Below are 24,193 nucleotides of genomic sequence, written 5' to 3'. Positions count from 1 at the left end.
GCTTGTTACAAGACAGTATCTACATAGTTTCGCAGGATCGATAGGCAATGCGTCATATGCTCAGCAGATGGCGGCATCAAATCAGCTAAGGGATAGGTGCGGCCTAAGCGTTTGTAGGTTTCAGTCCCCAATCGATGATACGGAAGCAGTTGAACATGGTGAAGATGCTTCAGCTTAGTACAAAAGCTACCGATACCTTTCAATTCTTCATCTGAATCGTTGATTCCCGGAATAATTGGAATACGCACGATCAGGCGAAATTGGTGTTCCAGCTCATTGGTTTTCAGCAGATTATCAAAAATCCGGCTGTTGTCGCCGCCGATGTATTTTTTATGTCCTTCTTTTGAGAACATTTTTAAGTCAACAAAAGCGGTATCGACATAAGGCATAAGGGAGCTGACAGCCTCCCAAGGTGCATAAAAGGTGGTTTCAATTGCTGTGTTGATGCATTCTTCCCAGGCTGCTTTTAACAATTCACGAGAAAAATCTGGCTGAGAAAGTATCTCGCCGCCGGAAATGGTCAAGCCGCCACCGGAATGGAAGTAGCAGCAGGAGTCTTTGCGGATTTCCTTCATGACATCTTCAACGGACATCACTTGACCATAGGTACAATTTTGTGCGTGCTCAACTTTAAATGATTGGCTTTCTGGGGTAGAGCACCAGAGACAACGCAGCGGACATCCTTTAAGAAAGACAACTGTACGAAAGCCGTCGCCGTCATAAACTGATCCGCGTTCGATTCGCAACACCATTCCGGTTGTGCTTGCCTGTTCTTTAGTCCTTTTTCCTGCTAGTTGTTCAATCATGATGATGTCCCCTTAAAATAAATTTAGCTAACCCAACCGCCAATAGCTGTCCGGCCGATAATTTCGTCTTGGACCTCTTTTCCAAGTTCAATGTAAAAGGCAGTATAGCCTGCTACACGGATTAATAATCCCCGGTGATTTTCAGGATGCTTTTGTGCATCGATTAGAACTTCTCGGTCCACTACATTAAACTGCACGTGGTAAACATCTAAGGTACACAACGTTTTCAGCAAGTTCATCATGTGTGAAATGCCCCGTTGCCCTTCTAAAATCGATGGTTCCAGCTTCATGTTTAACTGAGTTCCCTGCGTGTAACGAGCATGTGGAATATGACTCACCGATTTCAGCAAAGCGGAAGGACCGTTTTTATCGGTTCCGCCAGTTGCACCAATCCCATCCGTTAATGGTGTCCATGCTTTACGGCCGGAAGGTAAGGCACCCACCCAAGCCCCAATTGGCGTATTTCCTGATACCGGCAGCATGCCAGTGGTCATTTTGCCAAATTTTGTATCGTATTTTTCAAATTCGTCGACAACATAGGTGAAGACTTCGCCTACGATCCAGTCAGCACGTTCGTCGTCGTTTCCGTACTTAGGAGCTTCTAGGCACAACTCTTGAATTTCTTCGTAGCCTTCAAAGTTTGCTGCTAGTGCTTGGCACAACTCGTCCATGGAAACTTTCTTTTCATCAAAGACCAGATTGCGAACCGCTGCTAAGGAATTGATGATGTCAGCTTGACCAACCGTGATAACACCGCCGCCGCAGTTGTATTTTGCGCCGCCCATGCTGTAGTCAGTTGCTGATTCTAAACAGTCAGGGAATCCTAGTGATAGAACAGGAACTGGGCGATAGCTCATGCTCAGATAGTCCAGTAATTGATTTCCTGAAACAATTACATCAACGAAATAGCGAATATGGGCTTTAACGGCTTCAAAGAAATCATCAAAGGTCTTAAAGCTTTTCGCATCCCCCGTTGAAACCGAAACGCGTGCTCCTGTTTTACGACTAACTCCGTCGTTTAACGCCATTTCGATAATACCGCCCATATTCACATCGGCCATGTCAGTGTATTGCTTCATCCGGCCAGAAAGGTTAGTTTCTACACAACCGCAGGGGTTCCAGTCCCATGCTTCGCTCAATGGCACACCTTTATTCAACATCATACGAATACCAGCGTCGTCATGATAAACAGCTGGCATGGTAAGACCCATCCGGTTGGCTTCGCAGGCTTTTTGCAGGAAGGAATCTGGATTTTTCGCAATGCTGTAACGGACAGACATGTTTGGTTCTTTTAACTTCACATCCATGGTTGCTTGAATGACCATGTAAGATAATTCATTTACCGCATCATTACCGTATTGATCAATACCACCAGCAGTAACTTGAATGGTCACGCAATACCCAGCTGCAAATTGTGCAGTCACTTCGTCTTGGAATAGGCTTAATTCAGCGATCTTGATCCATAAGCAGTCCAATAATTCCTGCGCTTCGTCTTTGGTTATTACTCCGTTGTCGATATCGGCTCTGAAGTAAGGGTACAAGTATTGATCGATCCGTCCTAAGTTATAAGATGAAGCATTTTGCTCCATGTAAATCGCGTATTCATAAAATAAAATGCTTTGCAAAGCTTCATGATAAGAAGATGCTGGATGCTCGGGTACACGACGGCAAACTGCCGCAATTTTTTCTAATTCAGCCTTACGAATAGGGTCTTCACAATCTGAAGCCATCAACTCAGCTAAATCTGCATGACGATTAGCTAAGGTGATAATCCCGTCGCAGACAATAATTTCTGCTTTTAAGAATTGCATTTTTTCTAAATCGCCAACCTTGGCATCGTCTAGCTTGGCTAAAGCCGCCACCGCTTTTTCGCGAATGCCGCCAATTCCTTCAGAGAGAATCAAGTCCCAGGCAGGAGTTGTTTCGCCGTACCCGCGAACAGCTTTACGGTCGATGTAGATCATGCCGTTATCTCGCAATAATTTCATGTCATCAGGAGCCATCGCTTGCCAACGATCTAAGACACAACGGTTTTTCCAGTAATCAGAAACTTCTTCTTTAAAGACCTTTTTGCCTTCTTCGCTAAGATAAAACGGGTCAAATTCTCGGGTACTGATGGTATCCAGTTCCCGATCCAAAATGGAACATGAACTGTCTGCACATAAAATTCCGGCCCGTGGTTTGAAGCCAGCACCGCCGACCAATAGCTCGTCGTCTAAAATATAAATATTTTTCTTCTGGCATTGATGTAAGTAGCCTGTCGCCTTTTGAATAATCCAAGGCTGACCTTCTGTTTCCTTGAAGCCTTCTGTTAAGTACTTGGCATTGTAGACATCCATGTCCACTCGTGTATTTAAATAGCGTTCCCGCAGTCGATCGATCCGATCCATATAATTACTCACGGTTAAAACTCCTTTTTATTGTTTTTTTCCTTAGGTTTCTCACAGATCAGCTAATCTGTGAGAAACAAAGGATGAAATATATACGGTTGTTGCTTGGGACAACAACGCTGTTACGCTTTTGCGTGAACAGGTTGGTTTACTTCACGCACACCAACTTTTAAGGTATTGCGCAGATAATCGATACTATCTAGACACGCTTGCATTTCTTTTTCGCGAGCTACTTCTAGCGTTTCGTCGCCGATTTCGTACTCTACTTCAAAGGTGATCCGATCAAGCGGTGCATTTTCTCTTAATGTACGCAAGATTTTCGCACAGTCTAAATCACCTTTACCAATGGAGGTACCATAAGAATGGACACCATCAGGATCGACAACCAATTCGATATCACAGAAGTGGCAGCAGTTAGCATACGGAGCCATTTTTTCAATGCAGGCTTCTGGTCCTTCAAGAACGTTCATAGCGTTCATGGTATCTACACAAGCACCAACCTGTGGGTGATTCAATTGTTTCACTAGCCAGATTACTTCATCCGCATAAGCATCACAGTGATTTTCGATCGATAAGGTTAAGCCTAGTTCTTCTAATAATGGTAGGTTTTCTTTGAATTCGTCGTAACGAACAGCCAATTGGCGCATTACATCAGGATGCATACATGTGCCGTAAAGTGGACGAGGACGTTCGATATCCAAGCTGAATTTCACTAAGTCAGCACCCATTGCTTTTGCGTTAAGCAATGCATCCTTGACTGTTGAGTTAACACGAGGATCACAGGGTGCATCAAAGGAAACGTTGTATTCTAAGTAAAGATCATGATCTTCTGCAGCCGCTTTTACTTCAGCTAAACGTTCTGGTTCCAAAGTAACCAAGTCAACGTTGGTAATATGCAGGCCGTCTAACCCCCATTCAACCGCCAAATCCATCAATTCTAATAAGTTAATGGATTGTTTAAACGCGTGGTCTTCTTGGAAGCCCCAGCTTTCACCTAATCCGCTTAAGTGAAGTGTGTACGTGTGCATTCCTAATTTGATTGGTCTGTTTGTGTCTTTCATTGTTTGTAGCCCCTTTTTAATTTTTTTATTTTTTCAGGCTGTTTACTTCTTTTCCTATTTAAAAGGAAAACAAAATTGCCTGAATTTGCGTAACTTAGATTTGAAACAATTTCACAAGTACAGGTGGTAATAGTTGATGGGAAAAATTGGCACACTTGTTTTCTTTTCACTTGATTAAGGAACTTGTTCCTAGTAAATAATTAATTTGAAACTATTTCACAAATGAACGTTTAAGTGTTTTGGTAATTTTCTTTTCACTTTAATTAAAAGCAAGTAGCGTGCCAGTTTTATAAAATGATCCGATTTGCTGTTAAATCAACGTTATCGTGAGTGGATTTAATGAGTTATAAGAAATAAGGTGCAAAAAGTGCAAAAAAGAAGTGCCAATTTTTTTGCTTAAACAGAAAAAGTGCAAAAAAATTTGCTTTACTTTGTGATGTAATGTCTATAATATAGTTTGTGAAAGAGACAGGATGCAGGAGCGATTGAAAAAAATTGGTCTATTAGATAAAAAAAGAAAGGATGGAGGAATCTGAATGAATTGTGAGGAAGCACTACGTGTTATTTCTCAGTGTGGATTAGGTGCGGTGCTGGTGTCTAAAGACAGAACAATCCTGGCAATTAACGAAATGGGGGATCGTTTATTGCATGGGGAGGGAAAGCTTTTAGGGCGGACTCTGCCAGAAAAAGCAGCAATTTTATATGATGAAACTGAGTCACCGAGTTACGCTAATATTGCTTTTGGCGAGTATTTATGCCGCTGTACAACGCCAATATTGGCAGACCTGCCAATCGACAGTGAACTAATTGTTTTTCGAGTGGCAACCAATGATGCCTGCCATGATATGTTGATTACAGTATTGAACGGTATTAGTGAATCAGTTATTCTATTTGATGCTGATGGGCGAATTTATCTGTTGAATGATGCGGCAGTCGAGTTGGATTCAATCGTCACTTCGGATGTTTTAGGAAAGCATGTTACAGAGATTTATCAGGTGGAGGAAGGACAGTATCTCAAGATTCCGCAAGTAATTGAGGAAAGGCAGCCAGCCATGAACTTTCGCCAGCGTTACAAAACTTGCTTCGGCAAAAAGGTGGATATTGTTGCGAATGTCATACCGATTGTGCAAAATAGTCAAACATTGGGTGCCTTCAATGTTATGGAAGATTGGTCTGCTACCAATGAGCTTCATAAGCAAATTATTGATTTACAAGATAAGCTGCTGGTCAAGCCAAAGCTTTCTAAGAGCAAAGGTAAGCAAACCTTAACTGCTAAGTTTCATTTTAAGGACATCATTCATATTAGTCATGTAATGAATAAGATGGTATCGCGCTGTAAACAAATTGCGCATTCGGATTCTTCGGTGATGATCTATGGTGAAACTGGAACAGGGAAAGAACTTTTGGCCCAGAGTATTCATAATGCCAGCAAACGTGCGCAAGGACCATTTTTGGCAATCAATTGTGCGGCAATTCCCGAGAATTTGTTGGAGGGATTGCTGTTTGGAACAGAGGAAGGGGCCTATACAGGGGCTGAATCACGATCGGGACTCTTTGAACAAGCCAATGGCGGAACGTTGTTACTTGATGAGATCAACTCCATGAGTATTATCCTGCAGGCTAAATTGCTGCGAGTGCTGCAGGATGGAATGGTTAGACGAGTAGGAGGAATTGAGGAGACTCACGTAGATGTGCGAGTGCTGTCTAATATCAATATTCCGCCTTATCAGGCAGTGGAGCAAAATATCATTCGTCAGGATTTATTCTATCGTTTGGGCGTAATCAATATTAGTATTCCTCCGCTGCGGGAACACAAGGAGGATATTCCGCTGCTATCGAAAAACTTCATTCACCGCTTTAATAAGAAATTGGAGCGTAATGTCCGAAATATTGATCAAGCGACTCTGGATTATTTCAATGCCTATGATTGGCCGGGAAATATTCGCGAGCTGCAGCATGCTATTGAATCCGCGATGAATATTTTGCCTAACGATCAATCGTTGATCACGGTCGAATATATTCCTGAGCATATTGTCCAGTCCGCTAAAGTAGCGCCGCATGCTGAACATAAAATAGAAGCGGCCGGCAGTTTACTGAATCATACGCTGCAAAACATTGAATTTCAGATGTTTCGTAATGCATTGCTGGCTAATAAAGGCAATATTTCAAGAACTGCCCGTGCGTTGGGCGTCAGCCGGCAAACGTTGCAATACCGAATCAAGCGTAGTGGTATTGACGTGAAGGAGCTGTTGAGAGAAGAACTGGAGAAATCGTAGAGTGGATTAATAAAAGCGAATAGGTAAAATTTAGAGGAACGATTTTCTTTTGGGTGAGGAAACATCGTTCTTTTTTTGCGTATATTAGGCGGAAGGAGATTTCAGATAGAGGGTGATTTAAATGGAGCAATAGAGAATTCATGAAATATGGAGCAATCTTTCACTTATTATATTCTCCAAAAATATATACTTTTGGAGAATTGAAATTCATTATGAACGCTTGTATAATAGTGCTTATAATGATTTTGTTTTAGGAGGTATATACATGGCTGTGAAAGATAAAATAAAAAATCGAGTTAGGATTGCTCCTAGAGGAAAAGTTTTTGTACTGTCTGATTTCGCCACACTAGGAAACTATAAAACAATTCAAAAACAAGTCAATTTATTGGTCCAAGAAGGAGAATTGCGCCAGCTGCACCGAGGAATTTATCAGAAACCTAAGTATAACGAATTGGTTCAACGAATTGTTCCAGCTTCTGCCGAAGAAATTGCAGCAGCATATGCTCGAAAAAATCGCTGGAAAATTAGTCCAGCGGGTGATCTAGCATTGAATAAAATAGGCCTTTCAACTCAAGTTCCGGTTCAATATCATTATGTCAGCAGTGGACCTAGCAAAGAAATTGAACTTGAAAATGGACGTAAAATTACTTTTCGCCACGTAACACAGCGAGAAAGTGACATGCATCCAGTATCCGCAACCGTAATTGAAGCATTGAAAACGCTAGGAAAAGAAAATGTGACAAATAGAACAATGAAAAAAATTTCTAGCCGATTGGATGCTAAACAATATGAAAAACTAAAAAGAGACAGCGTAAATGCCCGAAGCTGGATCAGAGATTTAGTTAATACAATGGAGGAGTATAGATGATCAAATTTTTGAGTCTTTCAGAAAATGAACAAGCGGACTTGTTTCGGATTGTGGCGGAAGATATGAGTATAAGCGAAGCGGTCATTGAAAAGGATTTTTGGGTGGTGCTAATGTTGGATATCTTATTCCATCATTCAAAATTTGGGCCTTATTTGGCATTCAAGGGTGGAACTTCTCTATCGAAAGCATATCAGGTGATTTATCGTTTTTCTGAGGATATTGATTTGATTTTAGATTGGCGTTTGCTAGGGTACAATAAGGATGAACCTTGGTTGCAGCGCAGTAAAACAGCTCAACGGAAATTTAATGATCAAGCAAATCAAAAGGCTGCTGAATGGATTAAGAATGAATTGATTCCTGAGCTTCAGCTTCAGTTTCAACTATTAAATATTCCCACTATTGAATTCCAAGTTGCTGTAGATGACGCTCAAACAGTTGAAATATTTTATCCGCGATATCAAGAGGACCAGAGTCTCTTGCAAGTGATTCGTTTAGAGATTGGTCCTTTAGCAGCATGGACACCATGTGAAAACAAAGAAATTTTAACTTATACGGCAGGGCAGTTCCCTCAGCTTTTCGAGCGTCCAAGTACAGAGATACCTACTGTGGCAGTAAAGCGTACTTTCTGGGAGAAAGCAACTATTCTTCATAAGGAGGCAAACCGAAAAAATAGCCGAGTGCCGGAAAGATATTCTCGACATTATTATGATTTATATGAAATGAGCCATACTGGGATTAAAGATCAAGCTTTCAATGATCTTGAGTTATTGCAACAAGTAATTTCCTTTAAGGAGAAGTTTTATGCGGACAACTCGGCTAGATATGAAGAAGTTTTTACGGGAGGTTTGAAACTCGTGCCTTCACAAGAGCAAAAGGAATTACTGAAAGAAGATTATCAAAAGACACAGGATATGCTGTTTGGTGATTTTCCCAGCTTTGCTGAAATTTTGACAGGATTGGAGCAGCTAGAGAATGAATTTCGAAAAGCAAATGATGGACAATTATCCTAGCTAAAATGAGTACTTTGAGTGGAAATGAGGATTTAGAAATTAGTCTAAAGATACCATTTTTTGGATTACTTATACTTGGTCATTCAGTAAACTGTATGCTCAGTATTTTATGAACCTGAAACACCCCCTCAACAGGTACCTTGCCAGAATAACTGTGGTATGATAAATGAAGTAAAAACTCTGAATAAAGCCAATATGTTGATGAAGACAGGAGGTCAACGATGAATGAGCAGCAAGCTTTAGAAACTATTATGGGATTAATTATTTATAGTGGAAATGCGAAAAGCGATGCCATGGAAGCTATCGCAGCGGCGAAGAAGGGAGATTTCGCTCAGGCAGAGGAGAAGATTATTCGTGCGGAGGAATCTTTAGTACAAGCTCACCGCACTCAAACCGATCAGCTGACAGAAGAGGCCAATGGGAATCATATGGAGGTCACTTTGTTAGCGGTGCATAGTCAGGATCATTTAATGACAGCGATGACATTTATTGACTTAGCGAAAGAGATTATTGATTTGTATAAGCGAATCAATTAAAGGAGCATGGAGATGGATCACTGTCTCCAGGTTCTTTTTGTGTGTTTAGATGCTATACTGGAAAGTGATAAAAACTGGGAGGTTGGCAAATGAAGGTGACTATTCGCAATGAAGAAGAAAAAGATTATCGGATTGTAGAGGAGATTACTCGGGAGGCCTTTTGGAATTTATATGCACCAGGAGCTGTGGAACATTTTATTGCTTACAGCATTAGAAAGCATCCAGATTATCTTCCTGAATTATCTTTTGTGATTGAGTTGGACGGTAAAATTATCGGAAGCATTATATACACAAAAGCTAAGGTTGTTGATTCAAAGGGCGTCGAGCATCCGTTAGTATCGTTTGGTCCTGTCAGTATTTTGCCGGAGTATCATCGTCAAGGCTTTGGGCGGAAGCTGATTGAACATTCGATCAATGAGGCGAAAAAGCTTGGCCATAAGGCAATCATTATAGGTGGTTTTACCTATCATTATCATCCTTATGGGTTTGTCGGTTCGAAAAAATACAACCTAGCGATGCCTGATGGAAAGTTCTACACTGGAATTATGGTGCTTCCTTTGTATGAAGGTGCTTTAGATGGGATTAGCGGGACGATCCATTTTTCTGACGCTATGTATCCCGATGAATCAGCCTTTGCAGAATACGATGCGACGTTTCCTGAAAAAGAGAAAAAGGTACTGCCTTGCCAAGCCAAGTTTGAAAAGGCGGTTAGTGAGATTGATACGACTAGTTATGAATAGAGTATTCGAGAAGAGACAAGAATCAATCAGGATTCTTGTCTCTTCTTTTGGAGTAAATATAAAATTAATCCCTAATCTCCCAATCCTTCCTTCACACTCTGCAGCCATTTCTCGATAGCCTCAGCTAGGATAACCTGCTGCTGCAAAACGGCCAGCCCAGTTTCAGGAATTTCGGTGCTATGCTCTTTAGCAGCTTGGTTTTCGGCTAGGTAATTCTTCAGATTAACAATATTTTCTTCGATATTAGCGATACATTTCCTTTGTTCTTCAGGAGCTAGGCTGGTTAGGTTGACCATGACGGCATTAAAGTCTAAAAAGATTTGAATCGGCTGCTGGGAAATTTCCTGCATTAGCCGCTGGAATTCGCTCTGTCCAGCATCGGTTAAGTCATAAATCGCTTTTTCAGCTTTGTTGCCTTCTTTAATCAAAGTGCTTTTAATATAGCCTTTGTTTTCCAGCTGAATAACTTTTTTATAAATAGAGGGAGTACTGATTTTTACCCAGCGGGAAATGTTGCGGTATTCGACTAGTTTTTGAATATCATAGGCACTTAAGGGCTGCTGCTTGACCATGCCTAAGACAATTAAATCGATGGTGGCCATAAAATCCTCCTTTGAGCTGTTTGACAACTACTATAAATTATAGTAATATTCTCTCGTTGCTATAATTTATAGTAAAGTTGTTTGTCTGCTGTGTCAATAGTAAGGAGTGTATGAAATGAATAAAAAGATGGAATTGTTAGCGAATGTCCCTGTGCCTAAGGCCTTGTTGGCGATGGGGATTCCGACGATGATCGGAATGATGATTAATGCCTTGTATAATATAGTTGATGCTTACTTTGTAGGCGGCTTAGGAAGCAGCCAGATGGGCGCTATTTCGGTGGCTTTTCCACTAGGACAAGTAGTTGTGGGATTGGGTTTGTTGTTTGGTAATGGGGCAGCCTCGTATATTTCTCGTTTGCTAGGCAATGGCGACAAGGAGAAAGCGAATCAGGTAGCGAGTACAGCCCTCTATAGCAGCGTGATACTGGGAGCGGTTGTAATTGTTTTAGCAGTGATTTTCTTACAACCGCTGTTAATATTTCTTGGCGCAACGGAAAGCATCTTGCCCTATGCCTTAAGCTACACAAGTATTTATGTGGTATTTTCGATCTTCAATGTGTTCAATGTTACCATGAACAATCTTGTGACCAGTGAAGGTGCTGCTAAAACGACCATGGGGGCTTTGCTGATTGGGGCATTTCTGAATATCTTTCTGGACCCAATCTTTATTTACACCCTAGGATTGGGCGTAGCAGGAGCTGCGATTGCGACAGCTATTTCACAAATTGTTTCTACCTGTATCTACTTCATCTATATTCTTCGAAAGAAAAGTGTTTTTACCTTCAGTCCACGTTTGTGCCGCTGGTCTAAGGAAAATATGGCAGAAATTCTAAAAATCGGCATTCCTACGTTAATTTTTCAGGTATTGACCAGCCTTTCGATTTCTTTGGTTAATATGGAGGCTCGGGGATACGGCGACTCGGTGATAGCTGGTATGGGCGCTGTAACTAGAATTGTTTCCTTAGGCAGCATGATGATTTTTGGGTTTATCAAAGGATTCCAGCCGATTGCCGGCTACAGCTATGGTGCCAAGAAATATACGAGGCTGCAGGAGGCAATCAAAACCTCAATTCTTTGGTCAACATCCTTTTGTGCCCTCTTTGGACTAGTGATGATCCTGTTTCCTGGGGGGATCATTCGTCAATTTACCAGTGGGGACTATCAGCTGATTCAGATGGGTGAACAGGCGCTGCGGGCGAATGGTTTTTCCTTTCTGTTGTTTGGGTTTTATACAGTTTATTCTTCATTGTTTCTAGCTTTAGGAAAAGCGCAAGAAGGATTTATTTTAGGTGCTTGTCGTCAGGGAATTTGTTTCATTCCGATGATTTTGCTGCTGCCCGTTTTTTTCGGTTTAAGTGGGATTATTTATGCTCAACCAGCAGCAGATGTTCTTTCTGGAGGGATCGCTTTAGTGATGGCACTTCATTTGCATAAAGTGTTGGCAATGGAACAAACGGAAACTGTTTCAATAAAAGAATCATAAACTAGTTCAGAAACGCTCACTTTTTGGTGGGCGTATATTTTTGTAGTTTTATAAAGATAAAAAAATGCTTAAAGTTCATAAAGCAGCCCGAAAAGTTTAATACGGTGGTAAGCGAACGAAAATTGACGAGCTCTCGAAAAGGTTAGCTATCGGGGATGTACTTCCTTATTTTTGTCTGTTGGTTATAATTGAGAGACACCGTTCAATTTTTTGTCCGTTGCAACGGTCAAAAACGAGTGAAGCGTTTTCTGAAATGTCAGGTATGATAAAATCAACAAAGGAGGGGATAGCCATGGGTTCAAAAGCGGATCGCCAACAACGGCTGTTGCTGCTTCTATCGAAAAGACAAGATTACGTAACCTCGGATGAATTGGCTGAGTTTTTGGGTTTATCACAAAAAACCATCTATCGGTTAATAAAAAAAATTAACGATGAGCATGCTGCAGGGGATTTAATTGAGTCTGAGAAGGGGCGAGGCTATAAGCTGAATTATGAAAAATACATTGGTCAGCAGGCGGCCCAGCCTAATCAAAGAAGCCAGTATTCACCTACGGAACGTCGCAATCGTGTGGTAGAAGAACTGCTGCTTTCTTCACCCCATACCAAAAATGTCTATGATCTGTTTGAAGAATATTACGTAGGAGATTCGGTAATATTTAGTGATGAACAGCTGATAGCCGAATACCTGCAGACGTACAATTTGACGCTGGAGCGAAAAAAACGTACTTTAGCTGTGAAAGGTAAGGAGTCAAATATTCGGCGAGCCATTGCCGAGCTGATTCAAATGCATGACATTGTGGATATTAATGATTTGAAGCATGATCAGGAATTGAATTTCAATCATTATGATGTGCTATTCATCCTAGATCAAATCAAGATCATTGAGAAGCAGTTAGAGAGTGATATTCCTTATCCCTACAATGTAAATATTTTCTCTCATCTATATATTTTAATTAGTCGTTTACGTAAAGTAGGGAAAATTCCAGCTGCTGAGTTGAATCATCTGACTGCCAAGGAAGAAAGTGAGCTGCAGCAGGACCAACAGTTGTATCAAGTGGCTAAAGCGGCCATTGCTAATGTGGAAAATTACCTGCATGATCCGTTGCCTGAAATAGAAGTCTACTATTTATATCAATATTTGACCTCCTCAAGAGCACAGCGTGCCATCAGCAAGGTCACTAAATTCTCTCCGGAAGTAGCGGCCATTACCCAAGCATACTTGGACGGCATGAGTCAGCGACTGAACATTCCGATAAAAGGGGAGTTAATTTTCCTAGATTTAGCGAATCATATTAAGCCGATGCTGAATCGTTTGGAGCATCAAATTCGAGTGAAAAACAGCTTATTAAATCAGATTAAAATGACCTATGATGAAATTTTTTCCTTTGTAACGGAGGTCTCTCAGGATGTTTGCCAAGAGTACAAATTATCGCCAATTAACGAGGATGAAAATGGCTTTATTACTTTGTATTTTGCTCGTATTATTGAGACCAATCAACTGCCGATTCGTACGGTAATTATGTGTACCACTGGTTTGGGAACTTCAGAGCTTTTGAAGGTTAAAGTAGAGAAAAAATTTCCAGAGCTGGAAATTGTTGACGTAATTGCTTCACGGGATTCCAAGGAATTTCTGAAAAAGTATCCTGATGTGGATTTGATTTTGTCAACGATTCAGCTAAAAGAAGAGTTGCCGCTTCAATTTTTGCTGGTGAGTGCGATATTCACAGCCGATGATCAGAATCGATTGCAAAAGAAGATAGAGGAGATTTATGATGAACGATAAGTTAATTCGGGTCTTTTTTGATAGTTCGTTGACTAGCAAGACAGAACTGTTTGAACTGATTGCTGAGCAGGCCAATCCGGAAAAAAAGGCAGAACTGTACAAATTATTGCAAAACCGTGAAGCTGTGGGCAGCACACTGATTGCAGAAAAGGTCATCCTACCCCATTTGGAAAGTGAAGAGGTGCTGGAAAGTCAGATTCTCTTTATCAAGCTGCGTCAGGAAATTGACTGGGATGAACAAACTGGACCCGTTCAACTGGCGATTGTGATCATCCTGAAAAAAAATGAGGAACAGGCAATCAAAGTAACGATCAGTCAATTTACTCGAACCTTGGCGGATGAGGAATATTTAGCACAACTGCTTTTAGAAAAAGAAGCGGGCCAATTTGAGCAAATGATAAGGAGAAACAATTTGTCGAAGGACAACCAGACGGATAATCAAAACAGATAAAAGCGAGAAGCTCTTTTCGTTTTAACTTGAAAACTTCGGATCGTTAAGGTCCGTTTTTTTTTTTGCACAAAGCCCCTTCGCTGCCGCAAGAGATCATAATGTAGTCAATGCCTTCAAAATATAGTGGCAGTCACTGAAAAAGGCAGCTTTGTTAAAAAGCTGGAAGACAAGCGGAATGGCTTTGAGATGGGTGAAATTTAAAGATGCTGCAAAAGCTGAACGGCCCTTCGCAAGAAGCGGCTGTTCAGCTTATTTTATAGCTAAATGGACTATTAATAGGAGAAAACGGTATGATAGAATAAGCTCAAGGGTGATATTCCGAAAACAGGTCTACCTTGCTGGCTAAGTAAGGGGTTGCTGAAGAAAGGGAGAGTATTATGAATATTCAGTTGAACAGTGCAAGCTCAACGCCTTTGTATATACAATTGAAGCTTTCTATCCGGGAAAAAATTTTGACTGGTGAACTGCCGGAGCAGTTTAAACTCCCCTCTGAACGGCAACTGGCTCAGCGGCTTCAGATACACAGAAATACTGTAGTAAAGGCCTATGAAGCCTTAATCTCCGAGGGGCTGGTCGCTTCTTCTCAGAAGCCGCGAGGTTACTTTGTGCTAAACCCCTTCAATGAGCAGGGAACAAAAAATAATGAACCGACTTTCTTTTCTTCTGCTGACAAAAATTTCAATTATCGGTTTACCAATGAGCAGAACAGCTTTGAGGTATTGTATCGTTCTTCGCATACAAATGAAGGAATTTCTTTTGGCGGTGTATTAATTAATCGTGAAGTCATTCCAGTAAAGTATCTGAAGGAGCTTATGCAGGAAATTATTGACGGTGAAAATTTGGAACCGTTTTGGTTTTGTGATTCTCAGGGTACTGAAGTGCTGCGCCAAAACATTGCAGAAATGCTTTTTTCCCGTAATATTTATGTCAAGTCTCGGAATATCCAGGTTATCGGTGAAACCTATGAAGCGATCCATAACATCGCCTTGATGTATTTAAACCCGGGCGATCATGTAGTTATTGAAGAGCCGGCTCTTCCAGCAATAGTAAACATTTTTTTGCATGTTGGGGCCAAACCGCTTTTTGTTCCGATTAAGCAAGATGGGGTTCAAATAGATGTACTGGAAAAGCTTGTCCGTCAATATAAGCCTAAATTGATTTATACGATGCCTAATTATCAGAATCCCTCGACTTGTACGATGGACATCGATAAAAGGAAGCGCCTGTTGAAATGTGCTCGTAGTTATAATATTCCCATTATTGAAGATGACTCGCTGCATGAATTCAATTATAAGGATGCAAGAATTCCTAGTCTTTTTTTCATGGACAACAGCAACTCAGTGATTTATTTGGATACTGCCGGCTTATCCTTTTATCCGGGGGCGCGGTTAGGTTATTTGGTTGCGCCAGATAATGTCATCAAAACCTATCAGCGGATTGTGAATAAGAATCAGCTTTTCTTAAACAGTACCAGCCAATATTTATGGGCGAAGTTTTTTGAAAAAGGCTTTTATGAACAGCATGCTGTATTTTTAAAAGAGTATTATCAGAAAAAACGGGACTTGATGTGTCGTTGTTTGCAGGAAGTACCTGAGATAACCTTTACAATACCAGAAGGCGGGCTGTGCGTCTGGGGTGAATTGGAAAGAGAGCTGAATGATACCAAATTTGCAGCACTTTGTGAAAAGATGGGGCTTCAAATAATGCCAGGCAGTTTTTTCTTTTCCCAAGGCAATGTAGGTAAAAATTACTTGAGATTATCTTTTTCTTCTGCTTCTGATGAAGAAATTGTGGAAGGGGTTAGTTTACTGAAGAAGGCCATCGCAGCTTTCAAATTCAGAAATGGCCCGTCAGCTTAAGGTAGGTTTTGAACAAAATCGAAGAAAATGGTACACTTCTTAATTTTAAAATGGCCCCTAAAATACGCCAAAAAATCGTGATAAAAATAAAATTACAGTCTTTTCTTGCCTTAAAACGGTAAGAAAGGACTTTTTTTGTGCTCAAACGAAAAAAATGGCCTAATCAAATGAACAGCTTTGGAACTTTGTTCAACCAAATTTGTGGTTTAAATTATAGACAGACAAAAGGAAGGAGCTTTTTTATGGAAACAGTGGGAACAGAGGTTAAATTAAAGAAAAATTTAGTGACGTTATTGGTCTTAACGCTATCGGGGTCATTTATTTACACATTGCCTTATTTTCGCTCTTATTATTATGACGGATTTATGAAAGCGTTTAATTTGACGAATGCTCAAATGGGACTTTGCAGTGTTTGTTTTGGTGGGATCGGGGCAATCTCTTATTTGTTTGGGGGGATTATTTCCGACCGCTTTTCCATTAAATTATTGATTCCGACTTCGATGATTTTGACGGGAACATTAGGCTTTTGTTTATTATTTTCACCGCCGCCTGCTATTGTGATACTGATTCACGCCTTATGGGGACTGACTTCCTTAATGATGTTTTATCCAGCATTGATGAAAAGTATTCGTGCCTTGGCAGGTTCCACTGAACAAGGAAAAGCCTTTGGGTTTTTCGAAGGTGGCCGAGGAATTTTTAATGCAGGGTATTTAACCATTGCGGCGGTGATTTTTGCCAGAATGGTTGCAGCAGGCAGTGAAAGTTTAGGGATACGTCGAATTATTCTATTTTATGCGACGGTAACAACTTTACTTGGGGTTCTGACTATCTTTTTATTACGGGATTTGCCGGAAGAAAATTCTGGAGAAAAGAAAAGCTTTCAATTAAAACTGATTGCAAAACCAGCCAAAATTCCGGAAGTCTGGCTAATGATCGGCATTATTTTTTCAACCCTTACCGTTAGTCAAGGCTATTATTACATTTCGCCTTATGTAACCAATACTTTTACGGTAAGTGCAGTCGTAGGGGTTATCTTAACCTCGGCCTCTCAATACATCCGACCTTTTGCTTCGATGGGAGCAGGTTTTTTAGGAGATCGAATCAACAGTTCAAAAGTCATGCTAATTGGACAGGTTGGCCTTTTTATTGGGGTAGCAACAATTCTAGTCTGTAATTCCATGGGCATTATCCCGGTAGTGATTGCCTCATTGATCATTTTTGTCTGTATGTATTTTTGTGTGAGTATGCATTTTGCTATCATGGAAGAATTTGATTGTCCACCTGAGTGGGAAGGTGCAGCGATCGGATTGATTTGCTGTTTAGGATATATGCCGGAAGTAACTAACCATTTCATTGCTGGTCAGCTTTTGGACCATTTTCCTGGAAATACCGGCTATCGCTTGTTCTTCATCTATATGCTGGTGGTGGTAGCAATCGGCATCGGGTTAACATTGATTTGGTTCAAACGGACGAAGCAAAAACGAATGAATATGTTGAAAAATAATCAAAAGCTAAAGGAACTAAAGGAATAGTCGGTTATTCATTTTTTGCAACAGACCTAGGAAGGAATGGAAGCTAATGAAAAAAAGAAATCTTAAATATAAAAGTGCCTTCGACATTATCGGTCCAATTATGATTGGTCCCTCCAGCTCCCATACTGCTGGGGCTGTACGTATAGGCAAGACAGCTGGGGAACTGCTACAAGATCAAGTAGAAAAACTGATTGTTACTTTTTATGGCTCTTTTGCTGAAACTTACAAGGGGCATGGAACGGCGGTCGCAATTGTTGCAGGGATTTTAGGTTATGAACCATCTGATGAACGAATTCCACAAGCTCTTGTATTGGCTGAGAAAAACGGCATGACGATTGAATTTCTGACTAGTCAAAAAAAGATGCCGCATGCGAATACTGTTAATTTGGAATTAATTGGTCAAGTCAATCAGCTAAACTTGACTGGGGTATCTATCGGTGGTGGAAATATCCAGATTACAGAACTGAATCATTGCTCGATGGACTTGCTGGATGATCGGCTGAATCCATTAGCAATTTTAAGCAATGACAAAGAGGTAATTCAGAGTTTAAAAGAAGAATTGAGGGATTTTCATGTTGTGACAACCCAGCAATCAAGAGAAAGTACATTATTCATTATTGAGACTATGCAGGAAATAACCCAACGAATATTAAAAAGGATTCGAAATATTCCCGGCATTGCTGCTGCCGTTCCAATTAGAGGTTAGGAGGAGACCTATGTTTGAATCAATTGAGGAACTGCTTGCTTTGACGGATGCCAAATGCAGTAAGATTTCAACGATTATGATTGATCAGGAGATCCGTTTTTCGGAAAGAAGCTACACTGAAGTCATGCAACAAATGGAACTGAACCTAATTACGATGGAAACAGCAGCTGAAAAAGGGATGCAAGGAGTTCGGTCATACTCTGGATTAACAGGCTATGATGCAAAACGTTTAGTAGAGTATCAAAAAAGAGGAATAATTCTAACAGACCCAACTTTTGTGGAGGCCTTAACCATTTCGATTGCTACAAACGAAGTGAATGCTGCAATGGGAATGATTTGTGCAACGCCCACTGCCGGCTCTGCTGGTGTAGTTCCTGGAGTTTTACTGGCCTTTGCCAAAAAAATGTCAGTATCAAGACAAGAACTATTGGAAGCATTGTTTACAGCGGCGGCGTTTGGCTTTATAACAGCCAATAACGCCTTCATCTCTGGAGCAGAAGGCGGCTGTCAGGCTGAGATTGGTTCTGCTGCAGGAATGGCTGCTGCTGCACTAGTAGAGCTTGTTGGAGGGACACCTCTGCAAGCAAGTCATGCCTTTGCTATTGCATTGAACAATATGATAGGGCTAGCCTGTGATCCGGTGGCTGGGCTGGTGGAAATTCCCTGCATTAAGCGGAATGCGGGTGGAACAGCTAATGCGATATCTGCTGCAGAGCTAGCTTTAGCAGGAGTAATTAGCGAGATTCCTCCTGATGAGGTAGTTGAAGCGATGTATCAGGTTGGCAAAAAAATGCCAATAGAAATTAGAGAAACTGGAATCGGCGGACTGGCCGGAACGAAGACAGCTCACCGGCTGGTTAAGGAATTGTTTGAGAGTGAAAGGTAAAAGGAAAGAGGACGAAAAATGAATGCCAAAGACGAAATCGTAAAGATTATTGAAGAAAAACGACAACTATTTATCAGTGCTGCAGATCGAATTTGGTCGACGCCAGAAACCCGCTTTGCCACAGAAAAATCCGTTGCTAACTTTTATCCTATTTTAGAAGAGGAGGGCTTCTGTATTGAAAAAGGTTTGGCTAATATGGAGCATGCATTTGCAGCAACCTATGGCCATGGAAATCCGGTGATTGGAATTCTGGCAGAGTATGATGCCTTAAGCAATTTGAGCCAGGTAGCTGACTTAGGAAAGCAGCAAGCGGAAGTGGAAGGCGCTAACGGGCATGGCTGTGGGCATAATTTGTTGGGGATGGGGTCCTTAGCTGGGGCAGTTGGCATTAAAACTTATATGGAGCGTCACAATATCCAAGGAACGATTAAATTATTTGGATGTCCAGCAGAAGAAAGTGGGTATGGCAAAGCATTTATGGCTCGAGATGGTGTATTCGACGATCTAGATGTAGCTCTTTCCTGGCATCCCATGGATACCAATTCTGCTTGGGCCTTGAGCAGTTTGGCAGTTTATCAAGTGTATTACAATTTCAAAGGAATCCCTGCCCATGCTGCAGCTGCTCCTGAAAAAGGGCGAAGTGCACTAGATGCTGCGGAGCTGATGAACATTGGTGTGCAATTTTTACGGGAACATATTGTTGATGAAGGGCGTGTCCATTACGCTTTTATGGATGTGGGTGGAGAGTCAGCTAATGTTGTTCAATCAACAGCCAGTCTCTATTATTTTATCCGAGCGTTAAAGATTGAACAGGCGGAAGAAATTTACAAACGGGTAAACAAAATTGCGGAAGGTGCTGCCTTGATGACAGAAACGGAAGTAGAAATCGTTCTGGATTCAGCTTGTGCCAACTATCTGCCGAATCAAGCTGCCACGACAGCTATGTATGAAAATCTAAAAGAATACGGGACACTAAATCTAACTGAAGAGGATCAAGCGTATTGCCAACAGTATTATGATAGTTTACCTGCTGTGGTGAAGGAGGGATTTGCTAAAAGAGCGAGACTTTCTCACCCAGAGGCCAGTGAAGAAGAGATTCAGCGGCTGGCTTCTCTGCCGATTTTAGATAGTGTTGAACCATTAAGATTCTCTGAGGATACTTCTGGCTCAACCGATGTTGGAGATGTTAGTTGGGTCTGTCCAACCGCTCAGGTGATGATCGCCTGCGAACCTCAAGGTACACCAGCACATTCCTGGCAATGGGTGGCAAATGGGAAATCTGCTGTAGCCCACAAAGGACTGCTTTCAGGTGGAAAGGTAATTGCTGCTACCGCTTATGACTTATTAACGAAGCCAGAATTAGTAAGGCAGGCTAAAAAAGAGCATCTGGAAACAGTTGGGGGAGCAAAGTATAAATCAGCGATTCCTAACGATGTTTTCCCGAAATAAAAAGATTATAAATGACCAAAAGCGTAACCGCCTTTTACAAAAAGGGGCAGTTACGCTTATTTTTTTATGATCATATTGATGGCCTGTTCCATTTTTTCGGCCTGTTCGGTTGGGTTATCAATGGGATTCTCTAAGCAATGCTTGAGGTTATCGGCAACAATCATGCCCATTACTCGGTCGATGCTGGAACGGATGGCGCTTAGCTGGGTGATGACATCAATACATTCTTTTTCCTCTTCGATCATTTTCTGAACCCCGCGGATTTGACCTTCGGCACGTCGTAAACGATTGGTAATTTTCTTTTGTTCCTCTTCCATGGGACACCTTCTTTTCTTTCCTTTGAATAAAATATACCACGGGAGGTATTTATGGTTCAAGTAAAATGTTTGGCTTAATGAAGCCAACTTAGTTGACAATCCTGTTCTAATGCTTTTTAATATACCCCGTAAGGTATTTTAGAATAGGAGAGAAGTCATGTTCAAATTTTTAAAAGGAGTATCAGCTATTTCAACAACGGAGTTATCAGAGCGTTTATCAGGAGAAATTGAGCTTTTAGATGTTCGCTCACCAGCAGAATACCGGTCGGGGCATATAAATAAAGCAGTCAACATACCGCTTGATAAAATTAATACCTATAATGGTAAAGAAAAGCAAGTATATGTAATTTGCCAATCGGGGATGCGCAGCAAGAAGGCCGCTAAGCTTTTGAGTAAAAAAGGGTATGAAGTAACAAATGTCCGTGGGGGTATGTCTCACTGGAGTGGAAAGGTCAGAGGAGGTAAATAGGATGAAGATTGTAATCGTTGGTGGTGTAGCTGGTGGAATGTCAGCGGCTACGCGTTTGCGTCGTTTGATGGAGGATGCTGAAATTGTCGTATTTGAAAAAGGACCGTTTGTTTCTTTTGCTAACTGCGGTCTGCCGTATTATGTGTCCGGTGAAATTGCTGAAAGAGATCAGCTGCTGGTTCAGACACCTGAAGCTTTGCAAGCGCGTTTTAATTTAGATGTTCGGCCAATGCACGAGGTAATTGAAATTATCCCTCAAGAGCGCAAAGTGAAGGTGCAGCATGGGAGTGTGGTATTGGAAGAAAGTTACGATAAGCTGATTCTGTCACCTGGTGCCAAACCGTTTATCCCAGCAATTAAGGGAATGGATCAAGCGGAGAATGTTTTTAGTTTGCGTAATTTGCCAGATTTGGATCGGATCATGGCGGCCATTACGGATCAGGCGAAAGAAGCTGTAGTGATCGGGGCTGGTTTTATAGGTTTGGAAATGGCGGAAAATTTGAGTAAACGTGGCTTAAAAGTAACCATCGTTGAAAAGGCGCCGCATGTTTTGCCGCCACTGGATGAAGAAATGGCGGCCGCTGTGCAAAATGAATTATTAAAACAAGGAGTAAAGGTGATCGCTTCTCAATCAGCTGTGGCTTTTGAATCTCAAGGGAAAAACGTTGTTCTGGAGGATGGCACAGAGCTGGTCTCGGATTTAACGATTTTATCAGTAGGTGTGCAGCCGGAAAATACATTGGCTGAGCAGGCTGGTTTGGAATTGGGTTTGCGCGGCGGCATCGTTGTGAATGAAAACTATCAAACCAGTAATCCGGATGTTTACGCGGTTGGAGATGCCATCGTAGTCAAGCAGCAAATCTCCGGCGAAGAGGCCCTGATTTCGTTGGCATCGCCAGCTAATCGTCAGGGTCGCCAAGCAGCGGATGCTATTGCTGGTCTTAACCGAAAGAATAAAGGCAGTATCGGTACAGCAATTGTTCGAGTGTTTGATTTGTCGGCAGCTTCGACCGGCTTAAGTGAACGAGCAGCTAGGCAAGCAGGTTTGGATATATCGGTTGTACATGTTATCGGCAAAGACCACGCTGGTTATTATCCTGGCGCGACAGATATTAGTTTAAAAATGATTTTCAATGCCGTAACTGGTGATATTTATGGTGCACAAGGTGTTGGTGCTAAAGGAGTAGACAAACGGATTGATATTTTGGCGACAGCGATCAAGGGCGGGCTAACCATTTTTGATTTGCCGGAATTGGAATTTACCTATGCACCGCCTTTTGGTTCGGCCAAGGACCCAGTAAACATGATAGGCTATGCAGCGATGAATGTAGCAGAAGGGTTGAGTCATTCTATCCAATGGCATGAGTTGAAGCAAGAGTTGGCTAGTGGAAAAATGTTGCTGGATGTGCGGAATGAAGCAGAATTAAGCAATGGACGTTTCAAGCAATCTGTGAATATTCCGTTGAATCAATTGCGGGAACGAATTGGCGAATTAGATTCGAATCAAGAGTATATTGTCAGCTGTCACAGTGGCTTGCGCAGCTATATAGCCGAAAGAATTTTGGTGCAAAATGGCTTCAAGGTGCAAAATCTCGATGGAGCGTTTTCTCTTTACAAAACGGTTCGGCCAGAGGAGTTAGTGCATGTATAGATCAATAATTATGGATGAGTTTTATAGTAGCGATGGACCGATTATTGATGTTCGCGAAGCACATGAATATCAGATGGGCCATGTTCCTGAAGCAGTTAACCTACCGTTAAGCGATCTTAGGAAAAATTTTCAGCAGTTGGATTCAACGAAAGAATACTACGTGATTTGTCAATCGGGGGCACGTTCGAAAATGGCTTGTGATTTTTTGAGCAGCAAGGGGTATCAGGTAGTCAATGTTATGGGCGGAACCTCAGCTTGGAAGGGGAAGCTGGTTTTATAGAAGGAACAGTCTAGTTAGAGAGCAATCATCTAACTAGGCTGTTTTTATTTTGAAGGCAAGACTAAGTCCTCTCAAACATCCTTCAACAGAGTTAGTTTTTCCAAATTTACGTATTCAAGAAAACGTTCAACAGCAGGTGATTTGTACCGTGAAGGGTTTTGCGCCAAATAAATAGTTTGGAAAAGAAAAGGTTCATTAATGCTGATTTCTTTAATTCCAAAATTATTTAGAATACTTGATTTAGGAAAAATTCCAATGCCCAGGTTCTTGCTGGCAAAGCTGAGCAGTGTCAAGTCATCCAATACTTCATAAGTCATTTTGGGTGTTAGGTTTTTTGAGGCAAAGTAAGTATTTATTAATGGACGAAGGGTACTAGGTTTTTGAAAAGTAATAAAATCATAAGCCATCAAGTCCTCAATTGCATAGCTTTGGTTGCTTGAAAGAGGGTGATCCATCCCGACAACAAAAATGACTGGTTGTGTATGGAAAGGGGTAATTTTCACATCAGGGAATTGTTCCATATCAGGAAAAGAGTCATTACCCGCAAAAAAAACGACATCGTATTTACCATCCTGCAGCTGATACAGCAGATTAACCGTATTATTTTGATTTCCTCTAATTTTTACGGGACTGATTTTTGAGTACTCCGCCAGCAGATTGGTAATAAAGATTGGTCCTAAAGAATACACAAAACCTAAATCAATCTGGCCGCTTAAAGCATTAGTAAGAGCATAAATTTCTTCCTTTCCCACCTCCAGCTCGTTTAATGATCGATAGGCTCTTTTCTGAAACAGTGCGCCATATTTATTCAGCTGAACCCTTCTGCCAATTCGATCGAAAAGCTGAACCTCTAGTTCTTTTTCCAAATTATTGATTGATTTGCTTAATGCTGGCTGACTAATAAATAAATCCTCTGCGGTCTGCTGCATATTTTGGGTCTCTGCTAAATGCAAAAAATAGTGCAACTGTTGGATATTCATCAAATCCCTCCTCGCTTCTAGTATAACTCAACCGATAACTTGAAGTTATTAAAATCAG

22 protein-coding genes are annotated in these 24,193 nt (G+C 41.3%); 16 read left to right on the top strand and 6 right to left on the bottom strand.

From position 1 onward, the window contains the following. Window positions 1-5: 5 nt before the first annotated feature. The 3 genes from IGI49_RS12295 to IGI49_RS12285 form a co-directional block, all read right to left on the bottom strand. A complete protein-coding gene (locus IGI49_RS12295) occupies window positions 6-806 on the bottom strand; it encodes a glycyl-radical enzyme activating protein (RefSeq protein ID WP_429964710.1) in 801 nt (266 codons plus the stop codon). A gap of 23 nt (window positions 807-829) precedes the next feature. Continuing rightward, a complete protein-coding gene (locus IGI49_RS12290; RefSeq protein WP_429964709.1) occupies window positions 830-3,208 on the bottom strand; it encodes a glycyl radical protein in 2,379 nt (792 codons plus the stop codon). Window positions 3,209-3,318: 110 nt separating this feature from the next. After that, a complete protein-coding gene (locus IGI49_RS12285; RefSeq protein ID WP_429964708.1) occupies window positions 3,319-4,257 on the bottom strand; it encodes a sugar phosphate isomerase/epimerase family protein in 939 nt (312 codons plus the stop codon). A gap of 536 nt (window positions 4,258-4,793) precedes the next feature. On the opposite strand from IGI49_RS12285, the gene IGI49_RS12280 reads away from it, so the two are divergent. The 5 genes from IGI49_RS12280 to IGI49_RS12260 all read left to right on the top strand — a co-directional run bounded on the left by IGI49_RS12280 (window position 4,794) and on the right by IGI49_RS12260 (window position 9,687). Beyond that, a complete protein-coding gene (locus IGI49_RS12280; RefSeq protein ID WP_429964707.1) occupies window positions 4,794-6,533 on the top strand; it encodes a sigma-54 interaction domain-containing protein in 1,740 nt (579 codons plus the stop codon). A gap of 265 nt (window positions 6,534-6,798) precedes the next feature. Continuing rightward, complete coding sequence (locus tag IGI49_RS12275) at window positions 6,799-7,401, top strand: DUF6088 family protein (protein ID WP_429964706.1); 603 nt, start codon at window positions 6,799-6,801, stop codon at window positions 7,399-7,401. After that, entirely contained in the window at window positions 7,398-8,411 is a 1,014-nt protein-coding gene (locus IGI49_RS12270) for a nucleotidyl transferase AbiEii/AbiGii toxin family protein (protein ID WP_429964705.1), read from the top strand. Before IGI49_RS12275 ends, IGI49_RS12270 begins: the two co-directional genes overlap by 4 nt. 221 nt (window positions 8,412-8,632) lie before the next feature. After that, window positions 8,633-8,947, top strand: coding sequence for a PTS lactose/cellobiose transporter subunit IIA (locus IGI49_RS12265; RefSeq protein ID WP_429964704.1), 315 nt, complete (start codon window positions 8,633-8,635; stop codon window positions 8,945-8,947). An 89-nt stretch (window positions 8,948-9,036) separates the two neighbouring features. After that, complete coding sequence (locus IGI49_RS12260) at window positions 9,037-9,687, top strand: GNAT family N-acetyltransferase (RefSeq protein ID WP_429964703.1); 651 nt, start codon at window positions 9,037-9,039, stop codon at window positions 9,685-9,687. 71 nt (window positions 9,688-9,758) lie between these two features. Here IGI49_RS12260 and IGI49_RS12255 read toward each other — a convergent pair whose 3' ends face one another. Then, window positions 9,759-10,289: a PadR family transcriptional regulator gene (locus IGI49_RS12255; RefSeq protein WP_429964702.1), complete on the bottom strand. Its 531-nt coding sequence runs from the start codon at window positions 10,287-10,289 to the stop codon at window positions 9,759-9,761. Window positions 10,290-10,404: 115 nt separating this feature from the next. Between IGI49_RS12255 and IGI49_RS12250 the strand changes: the two genes are divergently transcribed. From IGI49_RS12250 to IGI49_RS12215, 8 genes are all read left to right on the top strand, one after another. After that, entirely contained in the window at window positions 10,405-11,772 is a 1,368-nt protein-coding gene (locus tag IGI49_RS12250; protein WP_429964701.1) for an MATE family efflux transporter, read from the top strand. Window positions 11,773-12,064: 292 nt separating this feature from the next. Beyond that, on the top strand, window positions 12,065-13,555 hold the full coding sequence (locus IGI49_RS12245; protein ID WP_429964700.1) for a BglG family transcription antiterminator: 1,491 nt from the start codon (window positions 12,065-12,067) through the stop codon (window positions 13,553-13,555). Beyond that, window positions 13,545-14,006 (top strand): PTS sugar transporter subunit IIA, encoded by a 462-nt coding sequence (locus IGI49_RS12240; RefSeq protein WP_429964699.1) that lies wholly within the window; start codon window positions 13,545-13,547, stop codon window positions 14,004-14,006. The genes IGI49_RS12245 and IGI49_RS12240 overlap by 11 nt, the downstream gene beginning before the upstream one ends. Window positions 14,007-14,383: 377 nt before the next feature. After that, entirely contained in the window at window positions 14,384-15,865 is a 1,482-nt protein-coding gene (locus tag IGI49_RS12235; RefSeq protein WP_429964698.1) for a PLP-dependent aminotransferase family protein, read from the top strand. Window positions 15,866-16,107: 242 nt separating this feature from the next. Next, the gene (locus IGI49_RS12230; protein ID WP_429964697.1) at window positions 16,108-17,397 is read left to right on the top strand and encodes an MFS transporter; all 1,290 of its coding nucleotides are present in this window, start codon (window positions 16,108-16,110) and stop codon (window positions 17,395-17,397) included. A gap of 46 nt (window positions 17,398-17,443) precedes the next feature. Beyond that, window positions 17,444-18,103, top strand: a complete 660-nt coding sequence (gene sdaAB, locus IGI49_RS12225; protein ID WP_429964696.1) for an L-serine ammonia-lyase, iron-sulfur-dependent subunit beta — start codon at window positions 17,444-17,446, stop codon at window positions 18,101-18,103. A 10-nt stretch (window positions 18,104-18,113) separates the two neighbouring features. Then, window positions 18,114-18,989: an L-serine ammonia-lyase, iron-sulfur-dependent, subunit alpha gene (sdaAA, locus tag IGI49_RS12220; protein WP_429964695.1), complete on the top strand. Its 876-nt coding sequence runs from the start codon at window positions 18,114-18,116 to the stop codon at window positions 18,987-18,989. Between the two features lie 18 nt (window positions 18,990-19,007). After that, the gene (locus tag IGI49_RS12215) at window positions 19,008-20,438 is read left to right on the top strand and encodes a M20 family metallopeptidase (RefSeq protein ID WP_429964694.1); all 1,431 of its coding nucleotides are present in this window, start codon (window positions 19,008-19,010) and stop codon (window positions 20,436-20,438) included. Between the two features lie 56 nt (window positions 20,439-20,494). On the opposite strand, the gene IGI49_RS12210 is transcribed toward IGI49_RS12215, so the two are convergent. Beyond that, entirely contained in the window at window positions 20,495-20,755 is a 261-nt protein-coding gene (locus tag IGI49_RS12210; protein WP_429964693.1) for a metal-sensitive transcriptional regulator, read from the bottom strand. Between the two features lie 157 nt (window positions 20,756-20,912). Here IGI49_RS12210 and IGI49_RS12205 point away from each other — a divergent pair, with 157 nt between their 5' ends. Genes IGI49_RS12205 through IGI49_RS12195 form a run of 3 tightly spaced genes read left to right on the top strand, consistent with a single transcriptional unit; the run spans window position 20,913 to window position 23,155 of the window. After that, window positions 20,913-21,224, top strand: coding sequence for a rhodanese-like domain-containing protein (locus IGI49_RS12205; RefSeq protein WP_429964692.1), 312 nt, complete (start codon window positions 20,913-20,915; stop codon window positions 21,222-21,224). Between the two features lies 1 nt (window position 21,225). Further along, on the top strand, window positions 21,226-22,875 hold the full coding sequence (locus tag IGI49_RS12200; RefSeq protein ID WP_429964691.1) for an FAD-dependent oxidoreductase: 1,650 nt from the start codon (window positions 21,226-21,228) through the stop codon (window positions 22,873-22,875). Further along, window positions 22,868-23,155: a rhodanese-like domain-containing protein gene (locus IGI49_RS12195; protein ID WP_429964690.1), complete on the top strand. Its 288-nt coding sequence runs from the start codon at window positions 22,868-22,870 to the stop codon at window positions 23,153-23,155. The genes IGI49_RS12200 and IGI49_RS12195 overlap by 8 nt, the downstream gene beginning before the upstream one ends. A gap of 71 nt (window positions 23,156-23,226) precedes the next feature. Here the strand turns inward: IGI49_RS12195 and IGI49_RS12190 are convergent, their stop codons facing one another. Then, a complete protein-coding gene (locus IGI49_RS12190) occupies window positions 23,227-24,135 on the bottom strand; it encodes a LysR family transcriptional regulator (RefSeq protein WP_429964689.1) in 909 nt (302 codons plus the stop codon). Between the last annotated feature and the right edge of the window lie 58 nt (window positions 24,136-24,193).

The sequence above is a fragment of the Enterococcus sp. AZ071 genome, from assembly GCF_050499065.1.
GTDB lineage: Bacteria > Bacillota > Bacilli > Lactobacillales > Enterococcaceae > Enterococcus_A > Enterococcus_A ferrettii.
Note: the sequence above shows the minus strand (reverse complement) of the source record. Positions and strands in the feature narration are given on the sequence as shown.